This is a genomic window from Bradyrhizobium sp. Bra64 (genome assembly GCF_024519875.1).
In the GTDB taxonomy this organism is placed as follows: Bacteria; Pseudomonadota; Alphaproteobacteria; order Rhizobiales; family Xanthobacteraceae; genus Bradyrhizobium; species Bradyrhizobium japonicum_G.
Window position 1 is genome coordinate 28,541 of the sequence record NZ_JALJRD010000021.1, and the last position, 15,143, is coordinate 43,683.

Annotated in this window: 13 protein-coding genes; 1 reads left to right on the forward strand and 12 read right to left on the reverse strand. The window is 64.0% G+C overall.

Going from position 1 to position 15,143, the window contains the following annotated elements; genetic code table 11:
• The 6 genes from NR187_RS32815 to xoxF5 all read right to left on the reverse strand — a co-directional run bounded on the left by NR187_RS32815 (position 1) and on the right by xoxF5 (position 7,564).
• Positions 1 to 2,313, reverse strand: coding sequence for a molybdopterin cofactor-binding domain-containing protein (locus tag NR187_RS32815; RefSeq protein WP_256809183.1), 2,313 nt, complete (start codon positions 2,311 to 2,313; stop codon positions 1 to 3).
• Position 2,314: 1 nt separating this feature from the next.
• Positions 2,315 to 2,767 carry a (2Fe-2S)-binding protein gene (locus NR187_RS32820; protein WP_211387055.1) on the reverse strand — a complete coding sequence of 151 codons (453 nt, stop codon included), beginning with the start codon at positions 2,765 to 2,767 and terminating at the stop codon, positions 2,315 to 2,317.
• A gap of 627 nt (positions 2,768 to 3,394) precedes the next feature.
• Positions 3,395 to 3,958: an S-(hydroxymethyl)glutathione synthase gene (gene gfa, locus NR187_RS32825; RefSeq protein WP_211387056.1), complete on the reverse strand. Its 564-nt coding sequence runs from the start codon at positions 3,956 to 3,958 to the stop codon at positions 3,395 to 3,397.
• A gap of 33 nt (positions 3,959 to 3,991) precedes the next feature.
• Positions 3,992 to 5,101 (reverse strand): S-(hydroxymethyl)glutathione dehydrogenase/class III alcohol dehydrogenase, encoded by a 1,110-nt coding sequence (locus tag NR187_RS32830; RefSeq protein WP_256809185.1) that lies wholly within the window; start codon positions 5,099 to 5,101, stop codon positions 3,992 to 3,994.
• A gap of 61 nt (positions 5,102 to 5,162) precedes the next feature.
• Entirely contained in the window at positions 5,163 to 5,651 is a 489-nt protein-coding gene (locus NR187_RS32835) for a c-type cytochrome, methanol metabolism-related (RefSeq protein WP_256809228.1), read from the reverse strand.
• Positions 5,652 to 5,761: 110 nt separating this feature from the next.
• On the reverse strand, positions 5,762 to 7,564 hold the full coding sequence (gene xoxF5 / locus NR187_RS32840; protein WP_211387058.1) for a lanthanide-dependent methanol dehydrogenase XoxF5: 1,803 nt from the start codon (positions 7,562 to 7,564) through the stop codon (positions 5,762 to 5,764).
• Between the two features lie 513 nt (positions 7,565 to 8,077).
• Here xoxF5 and NR187_RS32845 point away from each other — a divergent pair.
• Positions 8,078 to 9,046 carry a helix-turn-helix domain-containing protein gene (locus NR187_RS32845; RefSeq protein ID WP_211387059.1) on the forward strand — a complete coding sequence of 323 codons (969 nt, stop codon included), beginning with the start codon at positions 8,078 to 8,080 and terminating at the stop codon, positions 9,044 to 9,046.
• A 33-nt stretch (positions 9,047 to 9,079) separates the two neighbouring features.
• On the opposite strand, the gene NR187_RS32850 is transcribed toward NR187_RS32845, so the two are convergent.
• The 6 genes from NR187_RS32850 to NR187_RS32875 all read right to left on the reverse strand — a co-directional run bounded on the left by NR187_RS32850 (position 9,080) and on the right by NR187_RS32875 (position 14,818).
• On the reverse strand, positions 9,080 to 9,505 hold the full coding sequence (locus NR187_RS32850) for a hypothetical protein (protein ID WP_211387060.1): 426 nt from the start codon (positions 9,503 to 9,505) through the stop codon (positions 9,080 to 9,082).
• A gap of 138 nt (positions 9,506 to 9,643) precedes the next feature.
• A complete protein-coding gene (locus NR187_RS32855) occupies positions 9,644 to 10,633 on the reverse strand; it encodes a tripartite tricarboxylate transporter substrate binding protein (RefSeq protein WP_256809186.1) in 990 nt (329 codons plus the stop codon).
• A 110-nt stretch (positions 10,634 to 10,743) separates the two neighbouring features.
• A complete protein-coding gene (locus NR187_RS32860) occupies positions 10,744 to 11,769 on the reverse strand; it encodes an FUSC family protein (protein ID WP_256809188.1) in 1,026 nt (341 codons plus the stop codon).
• Positions 11,770 to 11,863: 94 nt separating this feature from the next.
• On the reverse strand, positions 11,864 to 12,790 hold the full coding sequence (locus tag NR187_RS32865; protein ID WP_211387063.1) for an ABC transporter substrate-binding protein: 927 nt from the start codon (positions 12,788 to 12,790) through the stop codon (positions 11,864 to 11,866).
• The gene (locus NR187_RS32870) at positions 12,787 to 13,143 is read right to left on the reverse strand and encodes a cytochrome c (protein WP_256809190.1); all 357 of its coding nucleotides are present in this window, start codon (positions 13,141 to 13,143) and stop codon (positions 12,787 to 12,789) included. The genes NR187_RS32865 and NR187_RS32870 overlap by 4 nt, the downstream gene beginning before the upstream one ends.
• Positions 13,144 to 13,153: 10 nt before the next feature.
• A complete protein-coding gene (locus tag NR187_RS32875; protein WP_211387065.1) occupies positions 13,154 to 14,818 on the reverse strand; it encodes a methanol/ethanol family PQQ-dependent dehydrogenase in 1,665 nt (554 codons plus the stop codon).
• Positions 14,819 to 15,143 lie beyond the last annotated feature (325 nt).

Here is a 15,143-nt window from a genome sequence, read left to right on the forward strand (position 1 = left end):
TTAGGCCTCCAATTGCTTGCCGAGCGGAAGCGAGCGGATGCGTTTTCCGGTCGCTGCGAAGATCGCATTCATCAGCGCGGGCGCGAACGGCGGAACTCCGGGCTCGCCAACGCCGCTCGGCGGCGTGTCGGGTCCGGGCGGCACGATGTGGACGTTGGTCACCGCAGGGGATTCGTCGATCCTGACGACCTGGAAGTCGTCAAAATTCTTCTGCTCCACCTTGCCGTCCTTGAAGGTGATCTCGCCGTATTTGGCAACGCTCAACCCCATGATCGCCGCGCCCTCGATCTGCGAGGCGATGCGCTCGGGGTTGACATAGGTCCCGCAGTCGATCGCGGTGTCCACCCGTGGCACCGTGAGCTTGCCCTTGTCGTCGACGGCCACCTCGACGATGGTCGCGATGTAGCTGACGAAGCTGCGGTGCACGGCGATGCCGAGGCCATGGCCCTTGGGCACCTGACGGCCCCATTCGCCCTTTTCGGCGACCAGCTCGACCACCTTGCGAAGGCGCGCGGTGTCGATCGGATAGCTGTCGAAGGGCTCGCCGTAGTTCCACATGTCCTTCACGGCCGGCTTGACGATGCGCGGGCTGCCGATCAGCGCGAGCAGCGTCTCCTTCTGGTCGCGGCCGGTCGCATGCGCGATCTCGCCCACCATCGACTGCACCGCGAAGGCGCGGGGGATGTTCGAGACCGAGCGGAACCAGCCGATGCGGGTGAACGCCGCAGCTTCCGGGTTCTCGCAAGAGATGTTGGCGATCTCGAACGGCATGTCGACCAGACCCATGCCGAGCTCGAAGGGCGCCTCGTGCTTTTCACCCGCGGCAAAGGTCGAGGCGATGCTCGGGGCCACGCTGCGGTGACGCCAGGCGATCACCTTGCCGCTCTTGTCGAGCCCCGCCTCGATGCGCTCGACCGAGACCGTGTGCAGGAAGTCGTGGCGGACGTCGTCCTCGCGCGTCCATTGCACCTTGACGGGCGCGCCGAGCTCCTTCGACAGCAGTGCGGCCTCGAGCGCGAAGTCGCATTTCGACTTGCGGCCGAAACCGCCACCGAGCAGGGTGACGTTGACCGTGACATTGCCCTCGGGAATGCCGAGGGTTTTTGCGACGTCCTCGCGGGTGCCGCCGGGACTCTGCACCGGCGCCCAGATCTCCGCCTTGTCACCCTTGACGTCGGCGACCGCCACCGGCGGCTCCATGCTGACATGGGCGAGATGCGGCAGATAATATTCGCCGACGACCACCTTGTCCGCGCCCTTCAGGGCCGCCTCGGCGTCGCCTTCCTGGCGCACCACGAGGCCCGGCTTGCGCGAGGCTTCCTCGAGCTCCTTGCGATAGGCGACGGAATCGTATTTGCCGTTGGCACCGTCGTCCCAGGTCAGCTTCAGCGCGTCGCGGCCCTTGATCGCTGCGCCGGTGTTGCGCGCGATCACGGCAACGCCGCCGAGCGGCTGGAATTTCGACGGCCACGGCCAGCCGCGGACCTGCATCACCTTCTCGACCCCCGGAACCTTCAATGCGGCATCAGGATCGAACTTGACGAGCTTGCCGCCGGTCACCGGGGGACGCGCGATCACCGCGTATTTCATGCCGGGGAGACGCACGTCGGCACCGTAACGCGCCTTGCCGGTGGTGATGTCGTGGAGATCGACGATGCCGACCTGGCCCTTGCCGAGATAGCGGAAGTCCTTGGGGTCCTTCAGCTTGAGGCCTTCGATGCTCGGCACCGATTCCTTGGCGGCGTCGGCTGCGAGTTCGCCGAAGCCGAGCTTGCGGCCGCTGGCGCCATGGACGACCTCGTGATTGACGGCCTTGACCTCGGTCGCCGGCACGCCCCAGCGCTTGGCGGCGGCCTGCTCCAGCATGGTGCGGGCGGAGGCGCCGATCTGGCGCATCGGTATCAGATAATGCCGCGTGCTGCGCGAGCCGTCGGTGTCCTGGTTGCCGAACTTGACCTCGTCGCCGTGGGCCTGCTCCACCTTCACCCTGGCCCAGTCGGCCTCCATCTCCTCGGCAACGATCAGCGGCAGGCTGGTGCGCACGCCGGTGCCCATCTCGGCACGGTGCGCGAGGATGGTGACGGTGCCGTCGGGCGCAACGGCGACGAACACGCGAGGATCGATCACGACGCCGTGCGGCATCTTGCCGGCGCCGGTCTCATAGGCGAACGCCTGGCGCGACATCACGGGCGCCGCGAGCACGAAGCCGCCGGTGATGCCGAGCCCCTTCAGGATGCTGCGGCGCGAGACCTTTTCGACACGGATATTCTTTTCGAAGCCACGAAGCTTCCCGGGGTTGTCGATGAAATTCATGTCACACTCCCGTCGATGCGAGATGGACCGCATTCTCGATGCGCTGGTAGCAGCCGCAACGGCAGATGTTGCCGGACATCGCTTCGCGGATCTGGTCGTGCGACGGCTTCGGGTTGTCCATCAGCAGCGCCGCCGCCTGCATGATCTGGCCGGCCTGGCAGAAGCCGCATTGGGGAACGTTGACTTGGCGCCAGGCCTTCTGCACCGGGTGATCGCCGTTCGGATGCAGTCCTTCGATCGTCGTGACCTCGCGCCCGGCGACGTCGTTGATCGACGTGATGCAGGAGCGTACGGCCTCCTTGTCGACGATGACGGTGCAGGCGCCGCACAGGGCCTGGCCGCAGCCGAACTTCGTGCCGGTAAGTCCGGCCTCGTCGCGCAGGAACCAGAGTAGCGGGAGATCCGGGTCGCCGTCCCAGCTCTGTTCCTGGCCGTTGATCTTCACCTTGATCATGATCGTCCCTCGCTCTTCATAAGCTTGCCGATTTCGATGTTCTCCGACGTCGGTCGGTTCGATGCCTGCTGCGTCGTGGCGCGCGCATTCCGGCCGTCATCCCGCGTGGGCAGACCCCGGCAGGAAAAAGGAATGCGAATCGCGATGTTGGATGTGCTCGATACCTCCCGTCTTGTTCTTGATTATTGAATTTCGCGCGGCATCGTCACGACGCGGTCGTAGCAGAGACCGCCTCGGTCCGGCGTTCACAGCCGGGTGTTTTCGATGGAAAAGATTGCAACGAAGGTTTGTCAAAAGCAGGGCGCGGCTTCGCTCCGCGCGCGCCGGTCGCAATGGGCACAACAAAAAAAGCTTCGTCCGCCAGAAGACCTGTGCGGACGAAGCAGGATGCCTCAGTCGAGGGAGGGAGAAACGCAAGCGCCGCGGACTTCAAGCAGGAAGCCGGCGGCCCTGCGTAGTCATTCAGGGACCAGGACTGAGGGAGCCACTGAGGGAACCAATGGGCCCTCGCATGCGCAGAGTGGAGAAGCGGCGGCACCGCGCCGCGATTGTCCCGGGACCGGACCCGTCCGGCTCGCTGGCGGACCAGCGAGCCGGACGGGCGCGGCAAACGTCAGGCGGCCTGGCTCAGGCGGCTTTGGCTTTCGCCACATGCGTCGCGATCGCGTCCATCAGCGCCGGCGACAGGCAGTCATAGGGCTCGAGACCGATTTCCTTCAGGCGCGAACGAATACCGGACATCTGCTCCGGCTTCACGCCCGCTTCGATCACCGAGGACACGAAGGCGGCGAATTGCGGCGCCTGCGAGCCCTGTTCCTGGAACAGTTCGGGATGGATGAAGTCGAGGCCGTAGAACGGGTGGCCCTTGTTCTCGATGCGGCCGTACATGTGCGTACCGCAGGCCTTGCAGGCGTGGCGCTGGATCACCGCCGACGGATCGACGATCTGGAGCTTGTCCCCGTTCTCGAGCACGGTGACGTTCTGGCGTGGCACCACGGCGACGACGGAGAACGTCGCCCCCTGCGGCTTCCAGCACTTGGTGCAGCCGCACGCGTGGTTGTGCGCGACGTCGCCCTTGATGCCGATCTTGACCTGGTGGTCCTTGCATTTGCAGGCGAGCGTGCCGCCGGCAAAGCTGCCGCTGCCCTGTTTGAGGCCGTTATCGATCGAGGGATGGAGTGCAACAGTCATGGGTCGATCCTCCTTGGGGGTGACGCTTTCGAGTTAGAACACGACGACTGAACGGATGGATTTGCCCTCGTGCATGAGGTCAAAGCCCTTGTTGATCTCCTCGAGCTTGAGCACGTGGGTGATCATCGGATCGATCTGGATCTTTCCGTTCATGTACCAGTCGACGATCTTCGGCACGTCGGTGCGGCCGCGCGCGCCGCCGAAGGCGGTGCCGCGCCAGTTGCGCCCGGTGACGAGCTGGAACGGGCGGGTGGCGATCTCCTTGCCGGATTCGGCGACGCCGATGATGATCGAGGTGCCCCAGCCGCGATGGCAGGCTTCCAGCGCCTGGCGCATCACCGTGGTGTTGCCGGTGCAGTCGAAGGTGTAGTCGGCGCCACCGTCGGTGAGGGCGACGAGATGCGGGACGATGTCGCCCGTGATCTTTTTGGGATTGACGAATTCGGTCATGCCGAACCTGCGGCCCCAATCCTCCTTGGAATCGTTGATGTCGACGCCGATGATCTTGTCGGCGCCGGCCATCTTGGCACCCTGGATCACGTTGAGGCCGATGCCGCCGAGGCCGAACACGACCACGTTGGAGCCAGGCGTGACCTTGGCGGTATTGACGACGGCGCCGACGCCGGTGGTGACGCCGCAGCCGATGTAGCAGCTCTTGTCGAACGGCGCGTCCTCGCGGATCTTGGCGACCGCGATCTCCGGCAGCACCGTGAAGTTCGAGAAGGTCGAGCAGCCCATGTAGTGGTAGACCGGCTTGCCCTTGTAGGAGAAGCGGCTGGTGCCGTCGGGCATCACGCCCTTGCCCTGCGTCGCGCGGATCGCGGTGCAGAGATTGGTCTTCTGGCTGAGGCAGCTTTTGCACTGCCGGCATTCCGGCGTGTAGAGCGGGATGACGTGGTCGCCCGGCTTCACCGAGGTCACGCCGGGACCGATCTCGCGGATGATGCCCGCGCCCTCGTGGCCCAGGATCGACGGGAAAATTCCTTCGCTGTCGAAGCCGTCGAGCGTGTAGGCGTCGGTGTGGCAGATGCCCGTCGCCTTGATCTCGACCAGGACTTCGCCGGCCTTCGGTCCTTCCAGATCGACCTCGATGATCTCGAGCGGCTTCTTGGCTTCGAAAGCGACGGCGGCACGTGTCTTCATCGTAAACTCCTTGAATTCTCGCAGGGCGCCAGGACCCGGGTCCCGGTCGGGCTCCGCACGTTCACTTCTTGCCCATGCACGAATCTTCGTTCTTGGTATAGGTGTCCAACTTTTCCTCGTGCTTGCTCGGTCGGGCGCGGCCCCAGGCCTCGTTGGAGCGGGCGCGCAGATAGACGTAGAGATCGTCCATGTAGCAGGCGACGTTCGGGTTATCGCCGAAGGCCGGCATCACGTTCTCTGCGGCGGTCGAGATGTTCTTGCGGCCGGAGGCGACGACGCCGAGAAAATCGGCGTAGCTCATCGTCTTCAGCGAATCCTTCAGTGCCGGGGCGTAGGTCGAACCCATTCCATCCGGGCCGTGACACACATGGCAGTCCGAGTGATAGCGGCGGTATCCGGAATAAGTGTACCAGTCGACGGATCCGTCGGTGACCTTGTAGGTCGGGTTGCCTTCCTTATCGAGCCATTCGCCGGTTTCGTTCTGCTTGACGGCAGTCGGGTCACCGGAGCCGTCCGCGACGGCGATTCCCCCGGACGCGACCAAGAACATCACGGCAATGGCAGAGCAGATTTTACGCAAGAGATTTTCCTCGGAAGGCGTTCGGTGAGACGAGCCGGCGCGTGGAGTTGATCCACGCGCCGGAGCGATGCTGAACAGGCCTAGTTGGGCAGCGAGAACACGGTCAGCGTACCGCCGAGTGCCGTGTAGTTGCTGAGGGCCGCGTAGCCGCCGACGGCGCCGAGACCGGCGTTCGGATCGGTCAGACCTGCCGCCAGACCGATGCCGGCCCAGCCGCCCACGCCGGAGAGCACTGCGACATACTGCTTGCCGCCGTTCTCATAGGTCGTGACGTTGCCGATGATGCCGGAGGGAGTCTTGAACTTGTAGAGCTCCTTGCCGGACTTGGCATCGACTGCCTTGAGGTAGCCTTCGAGCGTGCCGTAGAACACCACGCCGCCGGCGGTTGCGAGCGCACCCGACCAGACCGAGAACTGCTCCTTGTTCGACCAGACGATCTTGCCGGTCTTGCCGTCCCAGGCGATGAAGTTGCCCATGTGGGTTTCACCCTGCGGCGGATACATCGAGAGCGTCGCACCCACATAGGGCTGGCCCGCGGTGTAGCTCACCTTGAACGGCTCGTAGTCCATGCAGACGTGGTTGGTCGGAACGTAGAACAGCTGCGTGTCCGGCGAGTAGGCTGCCGGCTGCTCGTCCTTGGTGCCGAGCGCGGCCGGACAGATGCCCTTCACGTTGTGGTCCTCGCCCGCCTTGTCGGTCGAAGCTGCGTCCAGCACCTTCGGACGACCATAGGTCGGCGAGTTCTTGTCCATGTCGACGCCGGAGGTCCAGTTCACCTTCGGATCGTACTTTTCGGCGACCAGGAGTTCACCGGTGGCACGATCGAGCGTATAGCCGAGACCGTTACGATCGAAGTGCGTCAGCAGCTTGCGCGGCTGGCCGTTGATCGACTGATCCGACAGGATCATCTCGTTGACGCCGTCGTAGTCCCACTCGTCGTGGGGGGTCATTTGATAGACCCACTTGGCAACGCCGGTGTCCGGGTTACGCGCCCAGATCGTCATCGACCATTTGTTGTCGCCGGGACGCTGCTTCGGATTCCAAGTCGAGGGATTGCCCGACCCGTAATAGACGAGGTTCAGCTCGGGATCGTAGGAGATCCAGCCCCAGGTGGCACCACCGCCGATCTTCCACTGATCGCCTTGCCAGGTCTTGAGGCTCGAGTCCTTGCCGATCGGCTTGCCGAGCGCGGTGGTCTTGTCGTCGACCAGGATCTGGTTGTCCGGTCCTTCCGAGTACCCGCGCCAGACCTCCTTGCCAGTCTTGATGTCGTAAGCGGTCATGTGGGCCTGAACGCCGAATTCGCCGCCGGAGATGCCGACCAGCACCTTGTCCTTGACGACCATCGGTGCCGACGTGCCCGTCTCGCCCTTGCTGGGATCGCCGTTCTTCGCGGACCATGCAACCTGACCGGTCTTGGCGTCGAGCGCGACCAGGGTGGTGTCGGCCTGATGCAGGAAGATCTTTCCGTCGCCGTAAGACAGGCCGCGGTTGACCGTGTCGCAGCACATCACCGGGATGACGTTCGGATCCTGCTTCGGCTCGTACCTCCAGACGATCTTGTTCTCGTTTGAAAGGTCAATAGCGTAGACCTTGTTCGGGAACGGCGTGTGGACGTACATCATGTTGCCGATGATCAGCGGGCCGCCTTCATGGCCGCGCAGCACGCCGGTCGAGAAGGTCCAGGCGACCTGGAGCTTGCCGACGTTTTGTGCGTTGATCTGGTTCAGCTTGGAAAAGCGGGTATTGGCGTAGTCGCCCGTGGGCATCACCCAGTCTTTTGGGTTCTGCGACATCTTGATCAGCTCGTCGTTGGCTGAAGCGCCGCCGACGGCGAGAGCCGCCGCGGAGCCAAGAAGGGTCGCCAGTAGCACCTTGCGCATAGTTATTCCTCCGTTGGTATTGTTTATTGTTTCCGAAGCATTGCTCAATCACCGGGCTTCTCGTCCGGCGTCTGCTCGTGCAGGGCGGTCACGATTGGGACCAGAAACGATGCTGTGGTGTTTTGTCCTCCTGATGAGAGCCACGGGTCCACGTGCAGGGCGGCCCGTTCTTGTTGTTCCTGCCGCAATCCCTAACGACTTCGTCATCGGGAAACTTGCCCAAGAGAGAAGCCGGTTTGCTTGACAGCGCACGGACGCGAAGATTTTGATTTTGCAGTAGCGAATTCAGCGGCTTCTGCATCGCGTTGGGACTACCTTCAACGCTCAGGTTCCCCTTGACGGCGCTGCCACTAAGGCGGAGGATTAAGTTTCAAGGGTGGCAATGGAACGATGGCGCTCGTTCTAGAAGATCGCTCAAAATCGAGGTAAACGTCACGCAATCTCGGCTGAGGGCTCCGGCAGCGCTGGTCGCGATTCGCGGAGAATCTCCGGATCAAACCAGTGGCTGGATTAATGTCCGACACAATTCACAAGCTCTCGACGACCGGCATGACGCCGAAGCGGCAGATCCAGAGCTGGATCGACGGGCTGACGAGCCTGTGTGGGCATTTCGACGTCGATCCGCTGGAAGCGTCCTCGCTCGAAGGCCGCATCGACTACACCTCCGTGTCGCGCCTGAAGCTTTGCCAGATCGAGGTGAGCCAGCACCGCATCGCGCACACGCTGGCGCGCGCCAAGACCAATGAACACCCGTATATCAAGATTCATTTCCAGACTTACGGAGTGTCTTATTTCGAGCAGGAAGGTCGTCACATCGAGCTGAACCCGGGCGACATCATCGCCTATGACGTCTCATGCCCACATTCGATCATCAGCCCCGCCTTCACGCGCCATGACGTGGTGATCGTGCCGAAGGCGCTGCTCCGCGACCGCGGATTCCCGTCGCAGCGGATGCCCGCCTGCAAGCTGTCCTCGCGGACGGGGACGGGGCGGATTGCGCATGATTTCGTTCATGCCACCTTCGACGAAGCGGCGAAGCTGTCGGCCAACAGCGCGGTCGGCGTTGCCGATTCGCTGATCGATCTCTTGCTGCTGCCGCTGCGCGAGGCCGACACGATGCTCGATCGCGTCGGGCCGGAGGCGATGTATGTGCGTGCCCAATTTTTCATCCGGGAGCACCTGCGCGATCCGGACCTGTGCATCGACCAGATTTCCGCCGAGCTCGGCTGCTCCAAGCGCTATCTGCACATGCTGTTCTCCGAGCGCGGCACCACGGTGAGCGATTACATCTGGCAGGCGCGCCTGCAGAACTGCCGTCAGGAGCTCGAGGCCCACGCCGGCAAGACCATCACCGACGTCGCGTTCTCCTGGGGCTTCTCCAGCTCATCGCATTTCAGCCGGGTGTTCCGGAAATATTTCGGCGTGGTGCCGTCCTCGATCCACAAGGCGCAGCAGGGTGCTGCGGCCTCGGGCGAGCTTTAGGCGAGCGCTCGCTGTGGCCGCCCGCCGACTCGCTCACGCCGATACGGCGATGTAGGGAATGCTGGCGAGCAGAGCGACGAGCAGGACCGCGTTACCCAACATCCCGCTCCAATGCAGCCGCCGCAACCGACGCGGGGCTTCGGCATCGCCTGCGTCACTCGCGCTGAGCTGATCGTCCATCCGCGGCATGAACCAGCGGCGTCCCCAGATTGCCAGGGCTGCAATCAGGCCGACGCCGATCGCTGCGACCAGGCGACCGTCGAGCAGGAACGCTGCCGTTCCGATGATTCCGGCGACGCGCATCACCAGAAAATGGGCATTGAACATTCCGCGCAGCAACTGGGCGACGGGCTGGATGTCCAGCTTCACCAGCAGGAAAGCGGGCGAAGCCAGCGTGAAATAGCCCATCGGAAACAGCAGAATGATCATGACGGCTACGGCGACGCCATCCGGTGTCATGCGAGCGGCCTTTCTCGTCCGTGCGCTGATATCTCACGCCAGCGCTGCCAAATCATAGCGGAAGAATGGGCTTTCGACACTAGGCTTTGGTTGGACGCCGGGCAACGCAGGAGGGGGCCCGGCGGCGTCACCCGAGGTTCAGGCCGGCTCGAGACCGAGCGACTGCGCGCTCTCGATCCAGATCGGCAGCTCGCGTTGATACAACGCATTGGTCTCCTTGAAGCCGATCGCGGGTTCGAGCACGAAGGTCGCGAGGACGTCCTTCACCTTCGGATCGTTGTTGGCGGCAACGCAAAGCTCCGCCAGGCGGTCGACGACCGGTTGCGGCGTCGCCTTCGCCACGGCCCAGCCGGAAAAGCCGCTGACGGTGAAGAACTTCGCCGTCGCGCCCTGTTCGGGCAACGTCTTCACGTTCGGGATCGCATCGACCTTTTTCGAATGGACCGCGAAGACGGTGCCGCGGTCGCTTTGCAGGACCGACTGCGCAGCAGTGAAGCTGCCCATCGCCGCATCGAGCGTGCCCTCCAGCATGCCCGTCCACATCGGAGCTTCGCCGCGGTAGTGGACCGGCTCGATCGAGAGGCCGTACTGCCTGTTGAGCTCGTGGATCGTCATGTGCGGAGACGAGCCCACGCTATAGGTGCCGAAATTGACCTTGCCGCTCTTGCGCGCGAAGGCGACGAAATCCTCCAGCGTCTTGACGCCGGTCTTGGGGTTCGCCACCAGCAGCAGGCCGGCGCCCGGAATGACGCTGACGAGCGTCAGATCCTTGTCCATGTCGTAGCCCGGATTCTTCATTACCACGCGGTTCATGATGTAGGTGGTCGAGATCGAGCACAGCATGGTGTGGCCGTCGGGCTCTGCGCGGGCGACCTCCGCCGTGCCGATCGCGCCCGAGGCGCCGGGCTTGTTCTCGACGACGACGGTCTTGCCGACCTGCTTGGAGATGAATTCGCCGTAGGCGCGCGCGAGCAGGTCGGTCTGTCCGCCGGCGGGATAGCTACAGATCATGCGAATTTGCCGCGACGGCCACGCCGCCTGCGCCGAGGCGCTGCGTGCGACGAAAGGCATCGCGAGTGCGCTGGTACCGGCGGCGATGAAGTGGCGGCGGTCGAATTTTGCGGACATGTTTCCCTCCTGATTTTTGCCGAACCTACTGCATCAGGTCGTCCCTGCCATGGTCGGCAGGCGAGACAGATTGGCGCATTGGACGAGGCGGTGCGGTGCCCGTTTGCCCGTCACCCGGGCGAGCGTGCCTTTGGCGCGATCCATGGCCAGACGATCTCGGTCAGGGCCACCGCAATGAGGCCGAAGGCGCCGCCGATCAGCACGTTGACGATGCGCTCCTCCGCGATGCCGCTGGCGCCGCCGGCGAAGGAAGCGGCCAGCGCGATGAAGAAGCAGCGCAGGCCGAAGCCGACGATGTAACGCGAGAACGAGATCAGCGTGAGGGTGGCCGCAAGCACCGCAAGCGCATAACCGACCCGGCTTTGCGGCAGCACGGCACCGGCGAGGAAGCCGAGCGGCACGCCGACGACCGCGCCGATCGCCCGCTGCTTCAGCTTGCCGGTGGACGCCGCGAGATCGCCGACCACGACGCTTGCGGCCGACCACATCACCCATTGTCCCTGCGCGAGATCGAGGATCTCGACCAACGCCGCCGCGGCGAACACCGCCATGGCGGTTGCCGTTGCAGGCAGAAACCACTCTGCGGCGGGCGCTCCGAACGACGTCGCCGCGGCGTCCCTGCGCTGGCGCTGGTCGTAAATCCGGATGCCGCAGACCAGCCCCAGCGCGATCGGAGAGGACACGATGATCAAGCCGGCATGGCGCATCGCTTCGGAGACGCTCACGCCCTCCCGCACCTCGCAGGCAAGATACACGGCGGGAATGAACACCCAATTTCCGAGCGTGCGGAAATGTTCGCCATGGCGCGTCACCGCGACCGCGAGGAATCCCGCGAGCCCCGTCAGAACTGCGAACAGCGGCTTGACGGGGCCTGCGAGGAACACCACGGCAAAGGTGACGAGGACGGCGAGATAATGCCACGCTATGACCTTTGGCGGCAGGTGCAGCCTGAGCGCGGGGATGAGCAGCGAGACCGCGATCAACCCAAGATTCAGCAGCGCCGTCTCGCGCGCGATAAAGTAGGCGGCGACCATCGGACCGACGACGATCAGCGCCCGCACGAGTTCGCCGGATTTGATTTCCCGGGAGAGCAGATCGCGCAGACCTGCGGCTGAGGGGATGGTCGGGGAGTTCACAGGGCACCAAAGGGGTCGCGTGAAGCACCACCTATAGCACGGAAATGACGTCGCTACTCGAGCGTGGCGCCGGCCGCCACGCTCTCGCTGCCTCTCACCGCTGGATGATCTTCATCCAGACGTCGCCCAGGATCGCGGGCTCGCGCGGCGGCAGATAGGTGAGGCCGGCCTGCCTGCCGAACTCGGCGATCCTGCCCTCGGCAGCGAGCCCGGTGAGCGCCTTGTTGGCGGCGTCGATCAACGCGGGATCGCTGGCGAGCCCGACATAGCCGCGATTGGCCCCGATCGGATAGTAATAGCCGGACGCGGTGATCGCCGTGTCGGGATGCGCGGCGCGATGGGCATCGAAGCGGCCGAGGTCGATCAACGTCGCGTCGTAGTCGCCACGGGCAAGTGCGCCGAGGAGGTCGTCGCGGCCCGGGACGAGATGGGTGATGTCGTCGATCAGGCGTCCCTTATCGAAGGTCATCAGGATGGCATCGCCGAGCGAGCCGCTCTCGATGACGAGGCGAAGCCCCGCAAGGCCGCCGATATCGCCGATCTTGCGGCCCTGCGCCTTCGGCCCGAGCACCACCGTCATCGGCGAGTAAACATAGGGCTGGCTCGGCGCGAGCACTCCCAGCGCGACACGGCGACGCCGGTCGTCGCGCGTGGCGCCGGCGAAATCGGGCAGGCGTGCCGTCTTCATGCCGGGCTTGACGAGGGAATCGGTCGTCAGCGCGTAGCCGCCGACCAGCGAGCAGCGCCCGTCGGAGAGCAACGCGTTGGCCTCGAGCTGCGGGCTCGAATCCTCATCGAGCTTGCTTTCGAACCATTGGATCCTGAGCGGCCGTCCCATCCGCTCCGCGATCGCCTGCGCCAGCAGCACGTCGAAGCCGGAGTCCGGCTTGCCCTTGTGATGCACCGAGAGCGGCGGCCGGTCCTCGTCGAGACAGATCGTCAGCGGATCGTCGGCCGCGCGGGCGACCGTGGCCGCAGCGAGGGTCGCGGCAATGCTCCAAGCGGCGAGCCAAGCCCTCATGGCTTCCTCCGGCTCGAGATGAAGGCCCAGAGATCGCCGATCTCATCGTCGCTGAGGATGTCGGCCCAGGGCGGCATCTTGTTGTTCTTGCCGTTCTTCACCGTGGTGACGAAGCGCGTCTTGTCGTCGGGAAAGGCGCGCAGGTCCGGCGTGATCGTGCCGGAATTCATCATATTGGGGCCGTGGCAGTGCGAGCATTTCGAAGCATAGGTCGACTTGCCGTGGTCGATCTGTGCCTGCACGGGATTGGCGGTTGCGTCATCCGCGGCACGAGCGGTCGCCGCAAGCGCGACCGTCAGCACCGCGACGGTGGCGAGGATCGCCACCGTCTTGTGAGATACTTTTCTCAGCATCGTGCCGTGGTTATTGCTTGACCGCAAAGACCCACAGCGAGCCGCCGGGTGGCACCTTCGCCAGCCGCTCGTCGCCGGAGAACAGCGAATAGACGCCGCCATAGCCGGAGGTGACGGCAACGTATTGCACGCCGTCCTGCTGCCATGTCACCGGCTGGCCCTCGATGCCCGAGCCGGTCTGGAACTGCCAGAGCTTCTTGCCGGTGTCGGCATCGAAGGCCTCGAACTCGCCGGTCAGCGCGCCCGAGAACACGACGCCGCCCGCGGTCGACAGCACGCCGGAGAAGCGCGGGATATCGCTTGGTGCTTCCCACTTCGCCTTGCCGGTCATGGGATCGATCGCCTTCAGGTGACCGCGCGGACCGTCACCCCATTCCCAGAGGTCGGTGAGGTCCATGCCGAGATACCATTCACCCTGCTTGAAGGTGACGGGCTCGGTCTTGTACCTGCCGCCGAAGGCGAGCGTATTGGCGTAGGCAAGGCCGGTCTGCGGATTGAACGACATCGGCTCCCAGTTCTTGCCGCCGAGGATCGACGGATAGACCGTCACCTTCTTGCCGTCGCGTGCGTCCTTCGAGACGTCGGTCTCGATCGGCTTGCCGGTCTTCATGTCGATGCCGGTCGCCCAATTCACCTTCACGTAAGGGTTGGCCGCGAGCAGCTTTCCGTTGGTGCGGTCGAGCACGTAGAAGAAGCCGTTGCGGTTGGCATCCATCAGCACCTTGGTCGGCTTGCCCTCGACATTCATGTCGGCGAGGACCATCTCGGCCACCGAATCGTAGTCGAACGGGTTGTTCGGCGAGAACTGGTAGTGCCACTTGATCTTGCCGGTCTTGGGATCCATCGCCAGCACGGAGCAGGTGTAGAGGTTGTCGCCGGGACGCACCGCCGAGTTGAACGGCCCGGGATTGCCGATGCCCCAATAGACCGTATTCAGCTCGGGATCGTAGGAGCCCGTGATCCAGGTCGAGCCGCCACCGAGCTTCCAGGTGTCGCCCTTCCAGGTGTCGCCGCCGGGCTCGTCGGGGGAGGGGATCGAATGGGTGCGCCAGAGGTGCTTGCCCGTCGCCGGATCCCAGCCGTCGATGAAGCCGCGGGTGCCGAACTCGGCGCCGGAGATGCCGGTGATGACGACGCCGTCGGCGACCAGCGGGGCCACCGTCATCGAATAGCCTTCCTTGATGTCGGCCGCCTTCTGCCGCCACAGCTCCTTGCCGTCCTTGGCGTCGAGCGCGATCACGTTGGCGTCGAGCGTGGTGCGGAAGACCTTGCCGTCATAGAGCGCCGCGCCGCGATTGATGATGCCGCAGCAGACGATGCGCGGGGTCTCGGCGGGATATTCGATCTTGCTCTTCCAGATCTGCTTGCCGGTCTTGGCGTCGACCGCCATGGTCGCGTTGTGCGAGGTCACGTAGATCACGCCCTGGTACACCAGCGGCTGGGATTCCTCGCTGCGATCGTCGTTGAATGAGTAGTTCCAGACCGGGACGAGGTTCTTGACGGTATCCTTGTTGATCTGGTTCAGCGTCGAGAAGCGCTGCAGATTGTAGCCCATCCCGTAGTTGAGAACGTTCGAAGTATCGGTTGCACCCTTGACCAGCTGATCGGTGGTCTGTGCATTTGCACAAATCGGTGCAAACATGACGAGGCTCGCGGCCATCGCAAGGCGTTTCATCCGTTCCTCCCAATATGCGCGTCTTTTGACGCTGCGGCAGCAACACTCCGCCCGAATGCAAAACGCGTCAATACGAAAGTCGTAATTACGACGCCGATATGCTGGGCACCGGATGTCGGTCACCTGACGGATACCTTACAGTCGACTCTGACTTGTGCGCAGACGCTGAAAAAATTCCGCCGCATGAGGCAATGCAGCCCGCTCGGGCCATTGGGTGCCGGCAGTTGTGCGGCGCATTGGTTGCAATTGCGGACTTGAACCGGGGCCTGCTTGTGGACTTATCTCGTTTCGGTCCGGCTCGAAGCGGAGCTCTTGGTCAGGGAGG

Bases quoted from the DNA above. Each gene is read 5' to 3' on its own strand.
- NR187_RS32815 (WP_256809183.1), bottom strand. From the start codon at position 2,313: ATGAATTTCATCGACAACCCCGGGAAGCTTCGTGGCTTCGAAAAGAAT.
- NR187_RS32820 (WP_211387055.1), bottom strand. From the start codon at position 2,767: ATGATCAAGGTGAAGATCAACGGCCAGGAACAGAGCTGGGACGGCGAC.
- gfa (WP_211387056.1), bottom strand. From the start codon at position 3,958: ATGACTGTTGCACTCCATCCCTCGATCGATAACGGCCTCAAACAGGGC.
- NR187_RS32830 (WP_256809185.1), bottom strand. From the start codon at position 5,101: ATGAAGACACGTGCCGCCGTCGCTTTCGAAGCCAAGAAGCCGCTCGAG.
- NR187_RS32835 (WP_256809228.1), bottom strand. From the start codon at position 5,651: ATGTTCTTGGTCGCGTCCGGGGGAATCGCCGTCGCGGACGGCTCCGGT.
- xoxF5 (WP_211387058.1), bottom strand. From the start codon at position 7,564: ATGCGCAAGGTGCTACTGGCGACCCTTCTTGGCTCCGCGGCGGCTCTC.
- NR187_RS32845 (WP_211387059.1), top strand. From the start codon at position 8,078: ATGTCCGACACAATTCACAAGCTCTCGACGACCGGCATGACGCCGAAG.
- NR187_RS32850 (WP_211387060.1), bottom strand. From the start codon at position 9,505: ATGACACCGGATGGCGTCGCCGTAGCCGTCATGATCATTCTGCTGTTT.
- NR187_RS32855 (WP_256809186.1), bottom strand. From the start codon at position 10,633: ATGTCCGCAAAATTCGACCGCCGCCACTTCATCGCCGCCGGTACCAGC.
- NR187_RS32865 (WP_211387063.1), bottom strand. From the start codon at position 12,790: ATGAGGGCTTGGCTCGCCGCTTGGAGCATTGCCGCGACCCTCGCTGCG.
- NR187_RS32870 (WP_256809190.1), bottom strand. From the start codon at position 13,143: ATGCTGAGAAAAGTATCTCACAAGACGGTGGCGATCCTCGCCACCGTC.
- NR187_RS32875 (WP_211387065.1), bottom strand. From the start codon at position 14,818: ATGAAACGCCTTGCGATGGCCGCGAGCCTCGTCATGTTTGCACCGATT.